The 19,213-nt window shown below is 39.7% G+C and carries 18 protein-coding genes; 6 read left to right on the forward strand and 12 right to left on the reverse strand.

The window, feature by feature from the left end; translation table 11 throughout:
• The first annotated feature begins 28 nt into the window (after positions 1-28).
• The 3 genes from BN1609_RS03310 to BN1609_RS03320 all read left to right on the forward strand — a co-directional run bounded on the left by BN1609_RS03310 (position 29) and on the right by BN1609_RS03320 (position 2,060).
• On the forward strand, positions 29-361 hold the full coding sequence (locus BN1609_RS03310) for a GRAM domain-containing protein (protein WP_088809258.1): 333 nt from the start codon (positions 29-31) through the stop codon (positions 359-361).
• Positions 362-480: 119 nt separating this feature from the next.
• Positions 481-1,614, forward strand: coding sequence for a serine hydrolase (locus BN1609_RS03315; protein ID WP_159457880.1), 1,134 nt, complete (start codon positions 481-483; stop codon positions 1,612-1,614).
• A 62-nt stretch (positions 1,615-1,676) separates the two neighbouring features.
• Positions 1,677-2,060, forward strand: a complete 384-nt coding sequence (locus BN1609_RS03320; protein WP_088809454.1) for a hypothetical protein — start codon at positions 1,677-1,679, stop codon at positions 2,058-2,060.
• 50 nt (positions 2,061-2,110) lie between these two features.
• Here BN1609_RS03320 and BN1609_RS03325 read toward each other — a convergent pair whose 3' ends face one another.
• The 10 genes from BN1609_RS03325 to BN1609_RS03370 all read right to left on the reverse strand — a co-directional run bounded on the left by BN1609_RS03325 (position 2,111) and on the right by BN1609_RS03370 (position 11,855).
• Positions 2,111-2,359, reverse strand: coding sequence for a bacteriocin-like WGxF protein (locus BN1609_RS03325; protein ID WP_369821880.1), 249 nt, complete (start codon positions 2,357-2,359; stop codon positions 2,111-2,113).
• Positions 2,268-2,918 (reverse strand): ATP-binding cassette domain-containing protein, encoded by a 651-nt coding sequence (locus tag BN1609_RS03330; RefSeq protein WP_088838843.1) that lies wholly within the window; start codon positions 2,916-2,918, stop codon positions 2,268-2,270. Before BN1609_RS03330 ends, BN1609_RS03325 begins: the two co-directional genes overlap by 92 nt.
• The gene (locus BN1609_RS03335) at positions 2,911-5,049 is read right to left on the reverse strand and encodes a DUF1430 domain-containing protein (RefSeq protein WP_088838842.1); all 2,139 of its coding nucleotides are present in this window, start codon (positions 5,047-5,049) and stop codon (positions 2,911-2,913) included. Before BN1609_RS03335 ends, BN1609_RS03330 begins: the two co-directional genes overlap by 8 nt.
• A 141-nt stretch (positions 5,050-5,190) precedes the next feature.
• Complete coding sequence (locus BN1609_RS03340; protein WP_304441191.1) at positions 5,191-5,328, reverse strand: lactococcin 972 family bacteriocin; 138 nt, start codon at positions 5,326-5,328, stop codon at positions 5,191-5,193.
• A 179-nt stretch (positions 5,329-5,507) separates the two neighbouring features.
• Positions 5,508-5,972: an Lmo0779 family protein gene (locus BN1609_RS03345; protein ID WP_088809256.1), complete on the reverse strand. Its 465-nt coding sequence runs from the start codon at positions 5,970-5,972 to the stop codon at positions 5,508-5,510.
• A 106-nt stretch (positions 5,973-6,078) separates the two neighbouring features.
• The gene (locus BN1609_RS03350; protein ID WP_088809255.1) at positions 6,079-6,957 is read right to left on the reverse strand and encodes a PTS mannose transporter subunit IID; all 879 of its coding nucleotides are present in this window, start codon (positions 6,955-6,957) and stop codon (positions 6,079-6,081) included.
• 18 nt (positions 6,958-6,975) lie between these two features.
• Complete coding sequence (locus tag BN1609_RS03355; protein WP_088809254.1) at positions 6,976-7,791, reverse strand: PTS mannose/fructose/sorbose transporter subunit IIC; 816 nt, start codon at positions 7,789-7,791, stop codon at positions 6,976-6,978.
• A gap of 80 nt (positions 7,792-7,871) precedes the next feature.
• Positions 7,872-8,351, reverse strand: coding sequence for a mannose/fructose/sorbose PTS transporter subunit IIB (locus tag BN1609_RS03360; protein ID WP_088809253.1), 480 nt, complete (start codon positions 8,349-8,351; stop codon positions 7,872-7,874).
• Positions 8,351-8,785 carry a mannose/fructose/sorbose PTS transporter subunit IIA gene (locus tag BN1609_RS03365; RefSeq protein WP_088840526.1) on the reverse strand — a complete coding sequence of 145 codons (435 nt, stop codon included), beginning with the start codon at positions 8,783-8,785 and terminating at the stop codon, positions 8,351-8,353. The genes BN1609_RS03360 and BN1609_RS03365 overlap by 1 nt, the downstream gene beginning before the upstream one ends.
• 253 nt (positions 8,786-9,038) lie before the next feature.
• The gene (locus tag BN1609_RS03370) at positions 9,039-11,855 is read right to left on the reverse strand and encodes a sigma-54-dependent transcriptional regulator (protein ID WP_088840506.1); all 2,817 of its coding nucleotides are present in this window, start codon (positions 11,853-11,855) and stop codon (positions 9,039-9,041) included.
• A 302-nt stretch (positions 11,856-12,157) separates the two neighbouring features.
• Here BN1609_RS03370 and BN1609_RS03375 point away from each other — a divergent pair, with 302 nt between their 5' ends.
• The 3 genes from BN1609_RS03375 to BN1609_RS03385 all read left to right on the forward strand — a co-directional run bounded on the left by BN1609_RS03375 (position 12,158) and on the right by BN1609_RS03385 (position 17,697).
• A complete protein-coding gene (locus tag BN1609_RS03375; protein ID WP_088840507.1) occupies positions 12,158-16,597 on the forward strand; it encodes a 2-hydroxyacyl-CoA dehydratase in 4,440 nt (1,479 codons plus the stop codon).
• Positions 16,598-16,661: 64 nt separating this feature from the next.
• A complete protein-coding gene (locus BN1609_RS03380; protein ID WP_088809250.1) occupies positions 16,662-17,033 on the forward strand; it encodes an iron chaperone in 372 nt (123 codons plus the stop codon).
• Positions 17,034-17,220: 187 nt separating this feature from the next.
• Positions 17,221-17,697 carry a hypothetical protein gene (locus BN1609_RS03385; protein ID WP_088815380.1) on the forward strand — a complete coding sequence of 159 codons (477 nt, stop codon included), beginning with the start codon at positions 17,221-17,223 and terminating at the stop codon, positions 17,695-17,697.
• 52 nt (positions 17,698-17,749) lie between these two features.
• Here BN1609_RS03385 and ybaK read toward each other — a convergent pair whose 3' ends face one another.
• Complete coding sequence (gene ybaK / locus BN1609_RS03390; RefSeq protein ID WP_088815379.1) at positions 17,750-18,223, reverse strand: Cys-tRNA(Pro) deacylase; 474 nt, start codon at positions 18,221-18,223, stop codon at positions 17,750-17,752.
• Positions 18,224-18,240: 17 nt separating this feature from the next.
• Positions 18,241-19,158, reverse strand: a complete 918-nt coding sequence (gene rarD, locus BN1609_RS03395) for an EamA family transporter RarD (RefSeq protein ID WP_162859610.1) — start codon at positions 19,156-19,158, stop codon at positions 18,241-18,243.
• Between the last annotated feature and the right edge of the window lie 55 nt (positions 19,159-19,213).

Here is a 19,213-nt window from a genome sequence, read left to right on the forward strand (position 1 = left end):
GGTGAGATGGTAAAAGGAGGCAATAGTCATGGAACAACTTGATGTGGTCTATAAAGGGCTTGCAAATTTAAAGATGAATTTTAAGGCTGTTCCGGGGAAACTTTATTTGACGCCAACTAAATTGGTGCATCAGCCAAATGAATATTTTGATGAGGAACTGGTTATTTCTTTTGACGATGTAGCTAAAATTCGCGGAGTAAAGACGAAAATTTTTGGTAAGGAAGTGATTCCTAATATCATTGAAATTCAACTAAAAAACGGGGATACTTACCAATTTGTAGTAAATAAGCAGAAAAAATGGCTTGAAGCGATTACAAAATTGTTTTCGGAAAATGGTCAGGCAGGAAAATTAGATAATTAGGGGTGGGGCTTACGACAAGTAGCCCTTTTTTATTTGTAAAATAGGCAATATGCCCTCTTTTAGTGAGTAGTTATTTTGTGATAAGATAGTTCAAATGAAAGCAAGAGGTGATGAGTTTCATGAGAGAAACACGTCTTGAGAAAAACAAACGCAAAAAGGCGAAATGGCATCGTAGAAAGAAGTATGGTGGTATAAGTCTTATTCTTCTTATTGGCATACTAGGCGGAAGTTTTTATTTTTACATAGATGATGTGAAGCAGACACCTAAAGAGCAAGTGACACCGTCTCGAGTGGTAGAGGCAAATGTGGATGCTGAAAAAGCGATTGATGTGTATCTACAAGAAATTGGTTTTAACGGCACTGTTTTTATTGAAGATAAGGGTAAATATGTGATGAATAAAGGATACGGCACTGCGGATTTAGTGACAGGAAAGAAAAATCAAACGGATAGTGTTTATTTGATTGGTTCCATGCAAAAAGCGATCATTGCAACGGCATTTATGCAACTTGTTGAGCAGGGGAAGATTGGCTTAGATGATTCTATTCAAAAATATTTGCCACATTTTCCAAACGGACAAGCGATTAAAATTAAAAATTTTCTAGGGCATACGAGCGGATTAAACGAACGTAAAAAGAGCAATGGTGCGGTTACACCAGATCAAATTGTGAAAGATATTGAACGTGCGGGAGTTAAAGAGAATCCGGGGAAATGGCATTATTCAGACGATAATTACGCGGTGATTGCTTACTTAATTCAGCAAATTTCAGGCATGAAGATGAGCGACTATGTGACACAACATGTATTTACGCCTGCTGGAATGACTACAGCGGGATTTGGCCCGAGCTTTTATAAGCTCTCGGCACATACGGCGAGTTATTATACGAAAAAGGGTGAGCTTATTTCAGCGCCGTTTACAGAAGATATGTCTCAGCTTTTTGGTGCTGGGGATATGTATATGACGGCAACTGATGTGAAAAAATTTGATGACGCATTGCTTTCTGGGAAGTTCATTTCGCAGGCAGGGGTTAAACGCCTTTTGCAAAAAGGGGCTGGAAAATATGGTTTCGGTCTGTATGATTTTGGGGATTATCATATTTCGAGAGGCGTACTTTACGGATATGAGTCTGCCAATGTTTTTACGAAAGACCATACAAAAACGATTATTTTATTAACAAATGCAAGAAATCCCGCGACTAAAACAGCTTTTTATGTGGATACGAGAAAAATTCTGGATATTATGGAAAAAAATTAGGCTGATTAAAAAAGTCGTGCTATAATAGTGTCAGAACTTGATGACACAGGAGGAAATAATTGGTGGAAATAACGGTTCGAAGTAAAATTCAAGACAATAAAGTGACTTTTTCAAGTGATTTTGGTGAAGGTGTCGGCACTTGGATGGACGAGGAGCCAGACCCGGGGAGGAAGTACACGGTAGAAGTGACAATTCCCGAAAAAATCACGTTTGAGTTTTTAAACGAAAGCGAAGAAAAGCACTGCTTAATTGAAATCGATGAAGATGAGAAAATCCATATTGTTGGTCAACTTGAAGATTATGAGGAAGATGGCTTTGCTGTTCTGCGCCTTGAAGAGAGCATCATTTGTTTCGACACGGATTTTGATGAGCAAATTGAACATTTGCACGGGAAATTCATAGATGTGATTGTTTCTGAGATTAGACTTAATAGTGTAGGTATATAAATAGAGAAAGAGGTCGGGGTAAATTCCCGACCTTTTTTTAATGCTCTAACTTATTTTTTATTTAAGAAAACAAGATTTGTCATTAAATTTAAAAGAAAATAGATAATAATAAAGATTCCCCAGTAAAAAATCAGGCTATCATAACCAAAGAGAAATAATCTAAATATAACTTTATGAATGACTACTGTTACAAGAATTAATAATGTATTAACGAGTGTGATGCTGAATATTTTCATCTTCCACTTCTCCTTCTTGGATGGTAATAATTCTATCTGCTTTTTCCGCAACTTCATAATCATGGGTAACGCAAATAACAGTTTTTCCTTCAGATTTTATTTTTAAAAGTAAGTTGATAATCATATCACGGTTTTTTTGATCCAAATTTCCAGTAGGTTCATCAGCGAGTAAAATATCAAAAGGTTTTAACAGAACTCTTGCAATTGCTACTCGTTGTTTCTCGCCTCCACTCAGTTGATAGACATATTTGGAAATATAGGTGCTATCTAAACCAACATCTTGCAAGAATGATAGCATCTCTTCTTTTTTTGTTTTTCTTGAAATATTTAGATTCGCTTGCACAGTTTCATTTTCCAATAATAAATAATTTTGAAAAATATAGCCTAAAGTATTTCTTTTTAGTTCACGTATCATTTTTTGCGAGGGGGTTTTACTATTATTAATAGTTACGCTGCCACTTTGGACTTCTTCAAGCAATCCCATAATATGGAGTAGAGTAGTTTTGCCACTACCGCTTTGCCCTAAAATAGCAACAAACTCACCAGGTGAAATTTGGAGAGATACATCTTGTAAAATAAATTTCCCATCTATTTTTTTGCTAATATTTTCTAATTTAATCATATTTTTCACCTTTTAATAAAATTTTTATATCTTTATTTACAATCTTCATTCGTATCGTATAAATAATCAAGCATTCTATAAGCAACATAATTATAAGAAAGGCATAGCCAACGTATTCACTACTTAGCCAAATAACAAGTGATCCACTAATAAAGCTGACTAAGAGGTTCATTAAAATAAGTGCTGAACTACTTTGCCAAAATGACTTACCAAAAACATGATTAATAGCCTGTTTATAAAGCATGTTTTGATACTGTGCTTTTGTAAAAATAATTGAAAAACAGATCATTATTGCTAGAATCAGCATAACGCTAATAGATTGCCTATAGAGTTTGCTTTTTAAAGCAATAATTTCTTCACTAATAGATTGGTAGACATTAAATACGTGTGTGATTTCTGTGGCTCCAGTGTCTTCTATAATAGGGGAAATCTTGTTAAAAGCTTGTCCCGTGTGGGTGCTCGTGAAAAACATAGAACTTGTTGTTAACGAACCGATGTAAGATGAGTCTAAATTATTTGTGTATATGATTGCTAGCGGATCTTTTATTTGGCTATCATTTTGAGAACCACTATTAATATCATAAGTAAAGTAATTTTGTTCATCTTGAACATAAATGCAGTTGATTTTAAGACTTTCTTTTGAAGTATTTAATTTTGAGAGCCCTAATTCTTCGCGATACATATTCGCAATCTCTATCTTTTGGAAATAAAACCAATCAACATAATTTTGAACGATAGCAGCTTCATTTGTTTTTTGCTTGAGTGGAATCAGTATATTTAAAGTATAGTCGTTATCAATAATTTTAGTTACGGCATCTTTTCCATCTATAGCTTTAATTGGATTTAGGTGTAAATAATTTAAGTCAATAGTGATGCTTTTACCATTCGGAGATAATATATCGTTCTTATCGTTCACCATTTTTAAATATTGAAACTCACCATTCTCTAATCTGCGAAAATTAGTTGAGTACATGACAAAAGCGTCATCTGTTTCCTTAGCTTTTTCATAAAAATTGCTAAATTTATTATTGATGGCATAATTTTTCTTTAAGTCGTTCCCGTTATCATCTAATAAAGTTCCCACTTGAACTTTATTAACATTTTTTGCATGGCTCCAAGTTGCAAAATTATTGACTTCATTAGTTAGTGCGGTGTAATTTTTAAAAAAAGTTACAAAAAGTAGCGTAAGTGAAAAAACTAAAATAAATTTTGTTATTAGATTAAAAATAAGTTGTTGTTTTGTAGTTTGATGTTTTATGTTAGAAAGAGAGACGGATTTTTTCTTTAGTTCGTGTCTTCCAAACAGATAAACGGATACCGTAATAAAAAGAAAAAGTAATATATTCACGAAAATCAAATAAGATAAAAAGGATATGTAATAAAACTGAACCCCTTTTATAAAGAGGGAGATAACCACAAAAGCTAATATTGCAAGGGCAATAAAAATACATTTTGAGAATTTAAATACTAGGGGTTTTAATATATCCCAGTTAGAGTATCCCCATAGTTGTTTAACTAGTAAACTTTGTTCTTGCTTCATATAATAAAATAGTATAATCCAATAAACATATAGACAAAGCAATAGAATACTGAGCATCGAACTATCAATAAAATCAATAATTTTGAAGTTCAGATTTTCAAAAGCTAAATCCCCATATTGTTCAAATTCTTTTATGAATGCTTCATAATTTAGTTTGTTATCAAGCCCCTCAACATAAAAAACACTACCTAAACTCACATTATTAACTTGATCAAATGAATAAATCTTAATATCCCATTTTTTAGTTGGAAAATGTAGTTCGGAATCATTTGACAGATACGCTTTCGTCGGCGATTTTCCTTTATTTGATGTATGGAAAGTATTAGAATCTTTAATATTTGAGGCGTAAATATTGATAGCTTGCTCCCCAACAAATGTATATTGCATAATGTTTAGATTGCACTTTTTAGAAAAGGTATCAATCGAGTGGATTAATTCTTTTTGGTCATAATTGACTTCATTTTTTATCTCTACTTGACTCACATTTCCGTATAAGGTTTTTGCAGTAAGCGAGGTCTCTAATGTGATAAAGCTCAAATAATTCCCTAGTAAAAAAATTATTAAAATAAGTATCCAAATAAATTTCCGCATGTAATCATCCCTTGTTGTTTATATAAAGAAAAAGCTTTTCAAACGTCACAAATAGTCTTGACTGCTTGAAAAGCTCTGTGCAATACAACTCTGTTAATTATGTCACTAATTAAATCACCTTGTTGCCCAGTTTGCTTTATTTCACCATAAGGATGATTTTATCCATGAGGTAGCTAACTGATTTTTTGGCATCCAAGGACTTCTTTCCGTGGCTCTATTATTCGATGCACTGGAACGATGCGTTCTAGTAGAATGCTTATAATAAGAATTGCCGCCCATTCAACCCAAATTGTGCCGCCTTCAGCAGACTGTTTAGCCTTCAAATTTGTGATGTAATGCACTTTCAAGTATATAAGGGGTAATCATAATTGTCAATAATAGTATTCAATACATGGGGATTAGGAATATTTAATCGAAAAAGGAAGCCTATCTATATAGCTTCCTTTACAGTCATCCATTTAACTATACATCGCCAAAACCTTCATCATCTTCTCTAAATCATCTTCTGACTTTGCGAAAAGCATGAGCCGTCTACGGTCGGTTTCAATCACTAAAACGCCGTCTTCCGATAAATTCATTCGTTCGATTTTCGAGTAAGGGAAAAAGAGTAGGGCGTAAAATAAGCCATCTTCTTTAAAAACGACATTTGAACTGCGGAAAAAACTGATATAAATAAACAATACAGCCAAAATACCGAGTAAAACAGTCGTTGAGAAGGGACCGTTTCGCGAAATATTCATACCGAACAAAAGAATAATTAACCCGATAAATATGTATCCATCCCACTTTCCACGTGAACGAAGGCGGGCTTTTAGTTTTGTCTGACCTTTCCAGAAAGTGATAACAACGCCGTCATAGAGAATAAAAGCTAAGGCACCTATACTGAAAATAAGTAGAAAAATGTTTGTAGCCGTCCACTCCATTTATACTTCACTCACATTCTTTTAAAATTACTTCCTCATCATTGTAGCATAGAAAGAACAGACAAGGAACCTAGGACACCCCAGATTCCTCGCTGTTTTAAATGATTTAACCGAGTGGTGAATAATTTGCTGGTGGCAGACCGAGAATACCTGTCGCATAACCAACAATACCCACTACGAAAAGACCTAAAATGAGCCAAAGTGGATTGACTTTTTTCTTCAGAATCCACATACATAAGAAGGTGAGTCCTAAAGCTAGTAGACCCGGCATTAATTGGTCTAAAATACTTTGAACAGTCGTTTCTACTTTTTTACCATTGTCGTCGGTTGTTGTGTAAGCAACAAGTGGCACATAAATCGTTGTCCACTTGTTTACGAGCGCCCCCATAACGAATAGTCCGAGAATCGAAGCACCTTCCGTTAATTTTTGGAGTACACCGCCACTCATATCGGAAACAACATCGGTACCTTTTGTATAACCATAAAAGACACCCCAATAACGGAAACCAAGTCGAATCGCGTTAAAAAGTACGAAGAACAAAATCGGACCAATAATACTACCATCTGTGGCAAAACCTGCGCCTAGTGCGGCGAGAACGGGCCGAACAGTACCCCAGAAAATTGGGTCACCTACACCGGCAAGTGGCCCCATAAGACCAACCTTAATCCCGTTTATTGCGCCTTCGTCAATATCAGCTCCGTTTGCTTTTTGTTCTTCCATCGCGCTTGTTACCCCTAGAATTGGAGCAGCCATATACGGATGTGTGTTAAAGAATTCTAAGTGACGTTTAATAGCAAGTTCGCGTTCTGGACCTTTTTCAGGATATAAGCGTTTAATCACAGGGATAACAGAAAAACAAAATCCGAGTGATTGCATACGTTCAAAGTTCCATGAACCTTGGAAAAGATTTGAGCGAATGAAGACGCCCATTAAATCACGCTTCGTTAATTTTTTTTCACCAACTGTAACTTGTTCATTAGCCATGTTTATTATCCCCCTTTCTTAGTCGTCCAAGTCGTCATCTAAGTCATCATCTGATTGGCGTTTTCCGCCGCCACCGCCGTACTGCTCAATAGCCGCTTTAAGTTGGTATTTAGGATTGAGCTGAATGTAAACAATTGCTGCTACAAGTCCTAGAACACCAAGTGCTACCAAGTTGAAGGCAGTAAATGCCGCAACGACAAATCCTAAGAAGAAGAACGGCATTAAATATTTCGCTTGCATCATATTAATAACCATCGCATAACCAACAACAACAATGAATCCGCCAGCTACGTTTAATCCATTTACGATAACATCTGGAATGGCATTCAACATATTTGTAACGGCATCAGTACCAACTGTTACAGCGACAATCATTGCAGGAATCGCGATACGCATCGCTTGCAGTAAAAGTGCTGTGACGTGAATCCAGTCGAGACTTCGGAGGTTACCGGCTTTTCCGGCTTTATCCGCCATATGTTGGAAAGCAACAGTGATTGTACGAACTAAAATGGTTAAGACTTGACCTAAAGCTGCAAGTGGAATGGCAAGTGAAATCCCAACACTAATATCTTGCCCTCCAGTAATAACTAAAATGGTTGAAATGATGGAAGCTAGCGCTGCGTCTGGCGCAACGGCTGCCCCAATATTCATCCAACCAAGAGCGATCATTTCAAGGGTACCACCAATAATAATACCAGTTGTTATATCCCCAAGAACTAGTCCGATGAGTGTACAGGCAATTAACGGACGATGCGTTTGCCATTCATCGAGGATACTCCCCATACCGCTGACACAAGAAACTAAAAATACAAGAACGAGTTGTATAGCAGTCATTATTTTCCCTCCCAGTTTTAATAAAATACATATAAGATCGATTTTTTTAGAAAAAAGAAGCGCTTAATTTGCACTATGACTTATTCTTCAATAAGCGGTATTAGTTGAACTTTGTTATCTGAAGCTACTTTGCGGATTTCAAGTTCGATGCCACGTTTGGCCAACTCACGGAAAGAAGTCTTGTCCTGTTCATCTACTGAAACGGCGTTCGTAATTTGCTTCTTGCCTTCACGGAATGCCATGCCGCCGATGTTGACGGACTTAATATCCACACCATTTTCCACCAATTTTAAAACGTCCGTCGGATTCGTAAATAACATCATAACGGGTGTAGTCGCATATTTCGGGTTGTTGTATACGCGAATTCCTTTGTCAACATCGACAACGCTTGCTTTAACACCAGGCGGCGCAACTTGCGTAAGTAAAGTTTTACGCACTTGATCTTTTGCAACATCATCATTGATGACAATAATGCGTTCTACATGTGTTTCTTTAGTCCATACTGTAGCTACTTGACCGTGAATTAGACGGTCATCAATTCTTGCTAGACGAATATCCATTATAAATCGTCCTCCCCTTCATTTTCATTTGTAGTTGGTAATGTTTGTTTTAATGATTTCACTCCCTCACTACCCGCACGAATCGCAATGTCAACTAAATCGCTGAGGTTAGCGCCAGACCTCATTGCGAGGGTTTCAAGCAGCATGGGAATGTTCACACCTGTTACAACATCCATGTTTTCTTCCGGTAAGGCGATGGTACTGGAAGCGTTATAAGGACTTCCGCCAAAGAGGTCAACCATAAAGATAACGCCTTGCGAAGAGTCAATTAAATTCAGCTTTTCTTTATATTTGGCAATCAAAGTATCCGTGTTTTCACCGGGAACAAATGTAATGTATTCTACATTTTCCTGTTTGCCAATGATCATTTCAGCCGACTTTAATAATTCACGGGCTGATTCACCATGTGTGCCAATGATAATCCCTACTGGCATCATTTATCTCCTCCTTCTTGACGAATTTAATATCCCGCAATCTTATAGAATGCAAGAAGCATGCCGATTTAGAGTATCCCCCCTTAATTCTTGATAAATCAGTGTAGAAAGCAATTGTCTGATATGTAATATATTGTGCCTAATACGCTAAAGAAGGTTTCCAATACACTAATTTTATTTTGACACATAAACTACATTACCCTGTAAAATTGGAGTGCAAACAAAAAAAGAGGCAAATCTTGCCTCTTTAGTGCTATGGTGTTTTTTGTAAATAAATATCTTTTAGAATGTCGTGGATGTAGTAAATTTCATCTTTTGTTAAAGAAAGATTCATTCGTTTTCTGACGGCTTCATTTGCTGCTTCTAGGGCAGTTAAAATGTGGGGATCGAAGCTTTCTTTTGATTCACGATAAATCAAACTGTCGTTTATGACCATTCTTTCGAGGGCGCATCCGACGTGTATGAGAAGGTTAATCTGGTGGGCGCTGTCGATTTTTTGACCGAGATTTTCTACCAAAACAGAGCTGAAGGTATTTAAAATGTCAATGGTTTTTTTCGGGTTCAAATACGTGAGGAATTCATTCAGGCTGTCTTCCACGACTTCTTTTGTAATGCGGTTTGTTTCACTTTTTTGGACGAAAATATTTCGCTGTTTGACGAGGCTAACGAGGTGTTCCTCACCATCACTCGCGAATAAACGTTCAATCGGAATGAAGGGAATCGACATTTGGGGATCGGCAATCCCAACCGCCATCAGAATGTCATATTCGTTTTGAAGTTCTGCAAGGCGCGGCTGCATTTCTGCCACACTAATTGGGACAACGTGAATGTGCTCGGTCGTTATTGTATCTAAAATGTTTTCAATGAAAATTTGTAATTTCTCGGCCGTACCTTCACCAGTTGCGCAAATTGTCACGATCGCATGGGGCTTGCCAGTTGGGTCTTGCAAATCATTGTCGGAAGCATAGCCACCGTAGCCACGGAAGTCTTTTAGTGAGTCATAAATGCTGTCGATATCCATGTCTAAAATATTGGATTTCCGTACCGACTCGATGACCGTCGCCGTGGATACCATATCAATAGAGCGAACTTCAATCCCCGTGCGCTCAGCAATGACTTGTGCAAAACCAGTAAGGGAACCCATGTCAACGAGCAACAAGACGCCGCGTCCCATATCGAGTTCTTTGGCCCGTTCCGTCAGTTTATCAAGCACAACTTTAGGGCTTTGGTCGAGCGGCATGTCGATTCCTTCCACGAGTCCATCACCGAGCAGTTTTTTAGCAACGCCGACCATGCTGGTAGCCGTATTGTTACCGTGCGCCGCAACTAGGACTGCAACCCGGGCGTTCTCCTGTTCTTTTAAGAGCGAACTAATTAACAGCGTTAAGTACATCACTTCCATGTTGGGTACGCGAATGTGAAAGACAGCTTCAATTTCATCTTTTATTTCACAAGAAATCTCGTAAGCTTCCGGTTTATCGTTAATAACCGTTTCGATGTTCGTATATTTTAACGGCTTGTTACTTTCTACTCTTTTAATAAAGGAAGTTAAATGGAGACTAAACGCTAAAACAAATCGTTCGTTCAGCTTTTTGTGTAGGTGACGCTCGGCGCGTAGTTTGATTTCTTCGGCGAAATTCAAAATGTCTTCATTGACGATTTTTAAAATGTTCTCACGCGTCTGAATCGTGTTTTTAAATTTGTTATAAAAGCTATTTAAATGAATGTCGATATCCATCGTAATAAATTTTTTAATATCATCATCTAGAACGCCTTGATCCATTAAAATAGAAGCTTTGTCTTCGATGATTTTATACAAATTAAAGTTCGGTTCATATTCATCAGTTGTGATGAGCGGACGAATTTGTTCAGGATAAATGGTCGTGTATGGCTCAAGATATTCCGATATTTCCTGTAATTCTTTACGGCGGCCACTAAAATGGAAGAAACCATCTTTAATTTCAATTGGTAACGTCTTAAAGTCAATTAAAATGGCATCATCTTGATCGAAACTATTTAAAAATCCTTGTGCGCAAACAAGTTGAATATTCGATTTTAGTTGCCCGATATTTCCGCTAGTCGTATTGCCAAGCAGTGCTTTCGCGGCTTCATCTTCAATCCGAATAGGTTTATTGACGCGGTGCGCTTCATTGGAAAGCAAGTGGGTGAGCAGTTCTACACGTTCTTTCGCCGTCCGCTCATCAAGTGAGGGAAGCGAAACTGTAATCGGAATGCGTCTTACAAACGTTTTTAATAGAGAAGATTCGGGGTTTTCGGTCGTTGCTCCGATAATTAAAACATTCGATTTTCGTTTGCGATCTGTTTCGCCAAGTTTATTGAAGGTGCCAGAATCCATCAGGTAGAAAATCATTTCTTGGCCTTCAGGAGGAAGGCGGTGAATCTCGTCTAAAAACAAAATGCCGCCGTTTGCTTTTTCAACGAGGCCTTCTTTTTCGCCGTCAGCGCCAGTGAAAGCGCCTTTTACGTGCCCAAAAATATGCGACATAAGCAGTTGCGGATTGTTATAGTAGTCCGCACAATTGAAGACGATAAACGGCGCGTCTTGCGATAAACGATTTGCATGATGGGCGAAACGATACATTAAATTGGCGAAGAGTGTTTTCCCAACACCCGTTTGTCCTAAAATAAGCGTATGAAGCCCATTTGGTGGATAAAGCATGGCTGCTTTCGCTTGTTCGACAGGTGTTTTCAAACTTTCGCTAGCGCCAATTAAGTTTTCAAATGGACTTTTTTTCATTGTGTCGGAAGTGAAGAGAGCTAAAAGATCTTCTGTCTGACTAAAGGTGAGTTCGTCTTCAGAGAGAGGGCGTTCGATTGCTTCTTCAATCGTTTGTCGAACGAAGTAAAGAACTGGTCGGCTGTTTACTTTGACAATTTTCCCTTGTCTGAAAAGTTCATTGAGTTCCATGCTGACATTATTTCTTAAAATATGTAAGTCATTCGCGATGATGGTTGCTGTAAAGCCGTCTTTTTCAGCAATTTGTTTGCGGATTGTTGTTTTGGAAGATAAATCCGCTAAATGTTGATAAATTTTATCAATACGCTTCAACTTAAACCCACCTTTTTAAATTTAATGGCATCGGAGTGTATTAGAAATAAATAATACACTAGCTCTTTCTGTATTAATTTTAGCACGGTTAATGAAAATGTCAATCTACTACATCAAACAGGTTTTTCCTTTACAAATAGAAGCAAAAGTGTAAAAATAAGGGTGTCTATTTTTATTTTCTATGCACTCGTCTTTTGAGTGAGTAATCACTCATTTTTTAACAACTATTAATTTGTGAATTAAGGTACAATCAAAAGAAAAAATGTGATATTTTGAACATGTAATGGGGAAGGATGAGAAAAATGATTCATGTCGGACTTGATGTCGGCTCAACTACAGCAAAAGCCGTCGCATTGAATGAAGAAGGAGAAATTCTATTTCAAACATACCGCAGACACTATTCGGACATCAAAAAGGTAACGCTACTAATTATGGAAGATTTAAAGGAAAAATGTTCAACAGACGAAATGACCTTTAAGATTACGGGTTCTTCCGGCCTTGCGATTTCAAAATTCTTGGAAGTGGATTTTGTTCAGGAAGTAATCGCTTGTACAGAAGCTGTAGAAAAAGTGATTCCAGAAACAGATGTCGTTATTGAACTTGGCGGGGAAGATGCAAAAATTATTTATTTTTCAGGCGGAATTGAACAGCGCATGAATAACGCATGTGCGGGTGGAACGGGTGCATTTATTGATCAAATTGCAACGCTTGTTCAAACTGATCCAACAGGCTTAAACGAATTGGCGAAAAACGCTCAAACTATTTATCCGATTGCCTCAAGATGCGGAGTGTTCGCGAAAACAGACGTTCAGCCACTTTTAAATGAAGGTGCCAGAAAAGAAGATATTGCGGCGTCCATTTTCCAAAGTGTCGTAACGCAAACGATTTCTGGACTTGCTTGTGGGCGTCCAATTCGAGGGAAGGTAGCGTTTCTAGGCGGGCCGCTGACGTTTTTGGATCAATTGCGCTTTCGTTTTACGGAAACACTTAAAATGAAGGAAGAAGATATTATTGCGCCGCTAAACGCGGAGTATTTCATTGCGCTTGGCACGGCGTTTACTGGGTTTGACAGTGAGGCCATTTCAATCGACAGTGTGACGCGCCGCTTGTCGGGCATGGATTTATCCAGCCTCGCAAAAGATACGGTGACGCTACCCCCACTTTTTACAAAAGCAGAAGATTTAGTGGCCTTTCGGACAAGACACGGTAAGATGAAGGCGCCACGTGCGGAGTTGTCGAGTTACATAGGTGATGCGTATCTGGGAATTGATGCGGGTTCAACGACGACAAAACTTATTTTGATGGGGACAAACAACGAAATTTTATATAGCTTTTATGGAAGTAATAATGGGAATCCGCTTCAGTCGGTCATTGATGCGACGAGTGACTTGTATGAAAAACTGCCGGAAGAAGTACAAATTGTGCAGTCGGGTATAACGGGTTACGGTGAATCGCTTATTAAGGCGGCGCTTAAAATTGATGTTGGCGAAATTGAAACGGTCGCGCATTACCGGGCGGCACGCGAGTTTTTACCGGATGTTGATTTTATTTTGGATATCGGCGGACAAGATATGAAATGTATGAAAATTAAAAATCGCGCACTGGATAGCCTGATGCTAAACGAGGCTTGTTCGGCTGGTTGTGGTTCGTTTCTTGAAACGTTTGCTCATACGCTTGATGTGCCAATCGAAGAATTTGCAGAGCGTGCGCTTAGTGCGAAGGAACCAGTTGATTTAGGTTCGCGCTGTACGGTCTTTATGAACTCAAAAGTCAAACAAGTTCAAAAAGAGGGCGTAACCCTTGAGGATTTATCGGCGGGGCTGGCGTATTCCGTTGTGAAAAATGCGCTCCAAAAAGTAATCAAACTGCGCAGTCCAAAAGATATCGGTGAAAAAGTCATCGTACAAGGCGGAACGTTTTATAACGAAGCGGTTTTGCGTGCTTTTGAACTCTTAACCGGACGCGAAGTTGTGCGCCCAGATATTGCCGGCATGATGGGGGCATACGGGGCGGCGCTAATCGCGCGTGAACATTATGAAACAGGCGAAGTGACTGAAATGCTTGTTTTGGAAAAATTACGCGAATTTAGTGCGGAGACATCGCAGTCCAGATGTAACTTGTGCAGCAATACATGTCAATTAACCGTGACGCGCTTCGGCGACGACCGCACGTTTGTAAGTGGAAACCGCTGTGAACGCGGCGAGCGTGTGGAGACGACTCGGAATTTGCTGCCCAATTTGTACGCGTATAAACTTAAACGCACGTTTGATTACAAGGCGTTGAAGAAAACCGAAGCAACAAGAGGTTCAATTGGTATTCCGCGCGCTTTGAATGTGTTTGAAAATTACCCGCTATGGTTTACTATTTTCAACCAGTTGGGTTACCGGGTTGTACTTTCCAGTAAATCATCGAAAAACCTATATGAAAAAGGCATCGAAACGATTGCGTCAGAAGCCGTTTGCTATCCAGCAAAACTAACGCACGGGCACGTGATGGATTTAGTGCGCAAAAAAGTCGATGCAGTCTTTTATCCATCGGTCGTGTACGAAAAACCCGAATTTGGTGAAGCCACAAACAACTTTAACTGTCCTGTTGTGGCCGGCTATCCAGAAGTGATTCGTGTGAATGTTGATGCGCTCGAGGAAAAAGAAATCCCAATGTTTAGCCCATTTATCGCGCTTGACAATGAAAAATCATTTATCGAAACGATGAAACTTACTTTCCCTGATATCCCAGCCGAAGAAATGGAACAAGCCGTTTTGGCTGGCCTTGCCGAAGCTGAAAAATGCCGTCTAGATATTCAAAATGAAGGTGAAGCGGCACTGGAGTACATGGCGAAAAACAAAGTGAAGGGTATTGTGCTTGCGGGTCACCCGTATCACATAGACCCAGAAGTGAACCACGGCATTCCAGAACTCATTACGATGAACGGGATGGCCGTTTTAACCGAAGATTCGATTTCGCACCTCGGCGAAATGGAGCATGATTTGCGCGTTGAAAACCAGTGGAAATACCACGCAAGACTTTACCGCGCGGCAAGCTTTACGGGGAAAAGGAAGGACTTGGAGTTCGTCCAATTGACATCATTCGGGTGCGGACTCGATGCGATTACGACGGATATGTGCCAAGAAATCATTGAAGGTCACGGAAAAGTCTATACACTTCTTAAAATTGATGAAATCAACAATTTAGGGGCGGCTAGAATCCGCGTGCGCTCTTTAAAAGCGGCGATTGACGAGCGGGATAGAAACGGCGTCTTGCCAACTGAAATGGCGCCACCAGAACCGAGAACGCTCTTCACAAAAGAAATGCGCAAAGCAGGCTACACCATTTTAGCGCCACAACTTGCGCCAACGCATTTTGCCCTTCTTGAAGCGGCCGGTCGAGTTAGCGGTTATAACTTGGAAGTCTTGCCTGCCGTTACACCGCGTGCTGTTGACGAAGGTTTGCGCTACGTCAATAATGATGCCTGCTACCCAGCCATTTTAACCATCGGACAAATGATGGATGCGCTGAAACATGGCGATTATGATTTGAATAAAACAGCCGTTCTCATGACGCAAACAGGCGGCGGTTGCCGGGCGACCAATTACATTTCAATGCTCAAAAAAGCGCTCCGTGAAGCCGAAATCGAAGGCATTCCAGTTATCTCGCTAAACGCGAATGGACTTGAGAAGCAGCCTGGGTTTAAGCTTTCACCAAAACTATTAACGAGGTTTATGGCGGGGCTATCTATCGGTGACGCGCTAGATCGCATGTTGTACAGGACCCGGCCGTATGAAGTCACACCAGGCAGTGCGAATAAGTTGTATCACGAGTACCTCGGAAAAGCGAAGACACTCATGGAACAATATTCCTTTAGAGCGTATAAAGCTTTTGCAAAAGAAATGGTCGACGCGTTTGATAAGCTGCCAATTAGCTCGGAGAAGAAACCTCGTGTCGGCGTTGTGGGGGAAATTTTGGTGAAGTTCCACCCAGGTGCCAACAACAGTATTGTTGACGTCATCGAACAAGAGGGCGGGGAAGCTGTCGTGCCAGATTTGGTCGACTTCCTGCTATATTGCTGCTATGACGACCATTTTGCGGCCAATACGTTCGGTCGTTCAAAAGTGAAATCATTTGCGAAACAAAGCCTTGCGATTCCCGCCATCAATCAGTACCGCAAGCCAGTCAAAGATGCGCTTCGTGCGAGCACGCGTTTTGACGCCCCAGAAAGCATTGAAGTTATCGCTGAAAAAGCGAGCCAATTGTTGTCACTCGGAAACAAAATGGGGGAAGGCTGGTTCTTAACGGGCGAAATGTTCGAGCTGTTAGATAGCGATGTGCCAAATATTGCCTGCTTGCAGCCGTTCGCCTGTCTTCCTAATCACATTACTGGGCGCGGCATGATTAAAGGGCTTAAAAAGCTCTATCCACATGCGAACATTATGTCGATTGACTACGATGCTGGGTCGAGTGCGGTCAACCAATTGAATCGCATTAAACTGATGCTTTCGATAGCCAAAAAAGGCATGGAAGATGTGCAGGAAGAAGGAAAAGTGAGCACGGGAGCGAAGCGCTTTAATCCCAAAAATGCCATTCTCGACAAAGCGCGAAAAGTCCGCGAGAGCGCGCCTGCCGCAAAAATCGGCGAAACCGTGAAGCGCGCGAAAGAAAGTGTGCCCGCCGAAACGATTGCACAAGTCGCAAGGAGCGAGCAAGGCTGTTGCGGTGGAGGGTGTCAGTGCGATTGCCGTGAGTAACACTTGTAAATTTCGTTTCTTCCGTTACAATTAAACTAAACGCAACTGAAAGGAGGAAGCAAAAGTGGAAACATTCGAAGATTTTATTGGACAAATTGAGGTGCCCGAACAGCAGGCACGAACTGCTGAAGTGCTAGGTTGGGTGGAGAAGACGTTCCCAAACTTAGGTAAACGAATTGCTTGGAACCAACCGATGTTCACGGATCATGACACATTCATTGCAGGCTTTAGCGTTTCTAAAAAACATTTAGCCATGTCCCCAGAACTTGTTGGCATTGAAGCTTTTTCAGAAGAAATTAAAAAGGCGGGCTACAGCCATACGAAAATGCTCATTCAATTCCCATGGGATAAACCAATTGACTACGACTTATTACGACGGATTATTGAATTTAATATTGAAGACAAAGCGGGCTGTACGACGTTTTGGCGGAAGTAAAAAAAGCGGCATGAAAATTCATGCCGCTTTTCTTTACGGAGAAGTATGCATGTGATTGGTAAAAACAAAAATATGACTTTTTTAAAGTCTTTTTAATTGAAAATACACAAAATTTACATATTTGTGAGTTTGCTATCGTGATATGATAAGAGTGTAAGACTAAACAAAAAAGAATGGAGGAAATGAGATGAAAAAATTGGTTTTAAAAGTTTTTATTGCTAGTATGCTTACGGTTGGGATTATTGGAACATTTGGCTTTTCGACGGGAGATAAAGCTGAAGCCGCGTTTAACCAAACGAATTCTTCATCAGGGCAATATGGTTTTGTTGATGAATTAAGGCAAACAAATTGGTCAATTAAAACATCTGGATGGCATGGTAACAGAAGTGGATATCCTAGCTACGCTTATATCTTTATTATGAATCGGGATACAGGTTTGGAGCTAGGAAGGTATAAAATTGCTAGATCTTACAGACCAGATGTAACAACTGCGTATGGGAATTCAGTAATAGGCTGGGGTGGATTTGGATTAGAAGTTGGTAAAAGTAAGTTTCGCGGAAAACGAATTTACATTATGTCCAGATATACATCTGATCCTAACGGTAATAGAGGCGTATTGTGGGCAGATAGATATTACAATGAAACATGGATAAATGTATGGTGAAAATTAAAAAAGCAGTGTCCTGTTTGAAAAATCAAACAGGACACTGCTTTTTTTACATTGAAATATCCGCAAATTTCCCCCGACAAACCAAGAGCAAATCATTCGCAGCGAGTTCGATTTGCAAGCCGCGTTTGCCTGCGGAAATGAAAATCGTATCGAGCTTTTGTGCCGCTTCATCAATGAATGTTGGGAAGGCTTTTTTCATGCCAACGGGGGAACAGCCACCACGAATGTAGCCAGTCACTTTTTCTAAATCATTCACATGAATCATCTCCACTTTTTTATTGCCGCTGATTTTCGCAAAGGCTTTTAATTGGAGTGTTTGATTCGCTGGAATGCACGCCACGTTGTACCCCGTTTTATCGCCAACCGTCACGAGCGTTTTATAAATTTGTGCGGGATTCCGACCCGTTTCCGTCGCAACATGAACCGCATCTAAGTGGGTTTCATCGACCACGTATTCATGGAGCGAATAGGGAATTTTCTTTTGATCAAGCATTCGACACGCGTTTGTTTTGTGTACCAAAATTCTCACCTCAAAACTTATTTTGAAGCCGCCGATTTTAGTTGCTTCGTTTTAGCGTTTAAATAAATATGAGAAATCGTAAAGACTAAAATTGCCGCCCAAATACAAATAAAGGCCATAAGTTGTACCTTGTCAAAACTTTCTTTATACAGAAGAACGCCTAAAATCAGCATCAATGTTGGCCCGATGTATTGCAGGAAGCCAACCATTGTATAGCTGATTTTCTTCGCTGCCGTTGCAAAAAGTAGGAGTGGAATCGCTGTTACAATCCCAGCGCCAACCATAATGAAATCGATGCTTACAGAATAACTCATAAAGAAATTTTTGGAGAAAAATAGTAAATAAATAAGTGCAAACGGCGTTATAATTACCGTTTCAAGAGTTAATCCCGTCCATACTGAAACCGAAATAAATTTTTTAATTAAACCATACAGACTAAAGGAAATCGCCATGCCTAGCGCCGCATAAGGCACCGTGCCCTGATGGTACGTCAAAATGGCAACACCAATAAAAGCGAGCGAAACCGCAATGACTTCCCCGCGACTTAAACGTTCTTTCAAAAAAATAGTCGCAATGAGCACATTGACGAGCGGATTAATATAATAGCCGAGACTCGCTTCTGTCACGTGACCACTATTGACTGTGAAAATAAAAATGAACCAGTTGACTGTAATTAAAACAGCCGCGAGCGTAATGAGTGTAGCTGTTTTTGGTCTTTTAAAAACAGCTTTGATTTCAAGGTAAACCTCGTTTGATTTGCGCAAAATCGCAATTAAAAACACCATGAAAACAAAGGACCAAACAATGCGATAAGCTAAAATCTCCATTGCCGGAACTTCCGTTGCGAGTTTCCAATACATCGGCAAAATGCCCCATAAAACATAGGCGAGCGCCCCCGCAATAACGCCGATTAATTTTTCGTTTTTATTCATAATGTCCCTCTTTCTCTAAAAAATAGCAATACACCATTTTAACGCATTTTTGGGAAGA

It is taken from the genome of Listeria sp. ILCC797, assembly GCF_900186185.1.
GTDB lineage: Bacteria > Bacillota > Bacilli > Lactobacillales > Listeriaceae > Listeria > Listeria goaensis.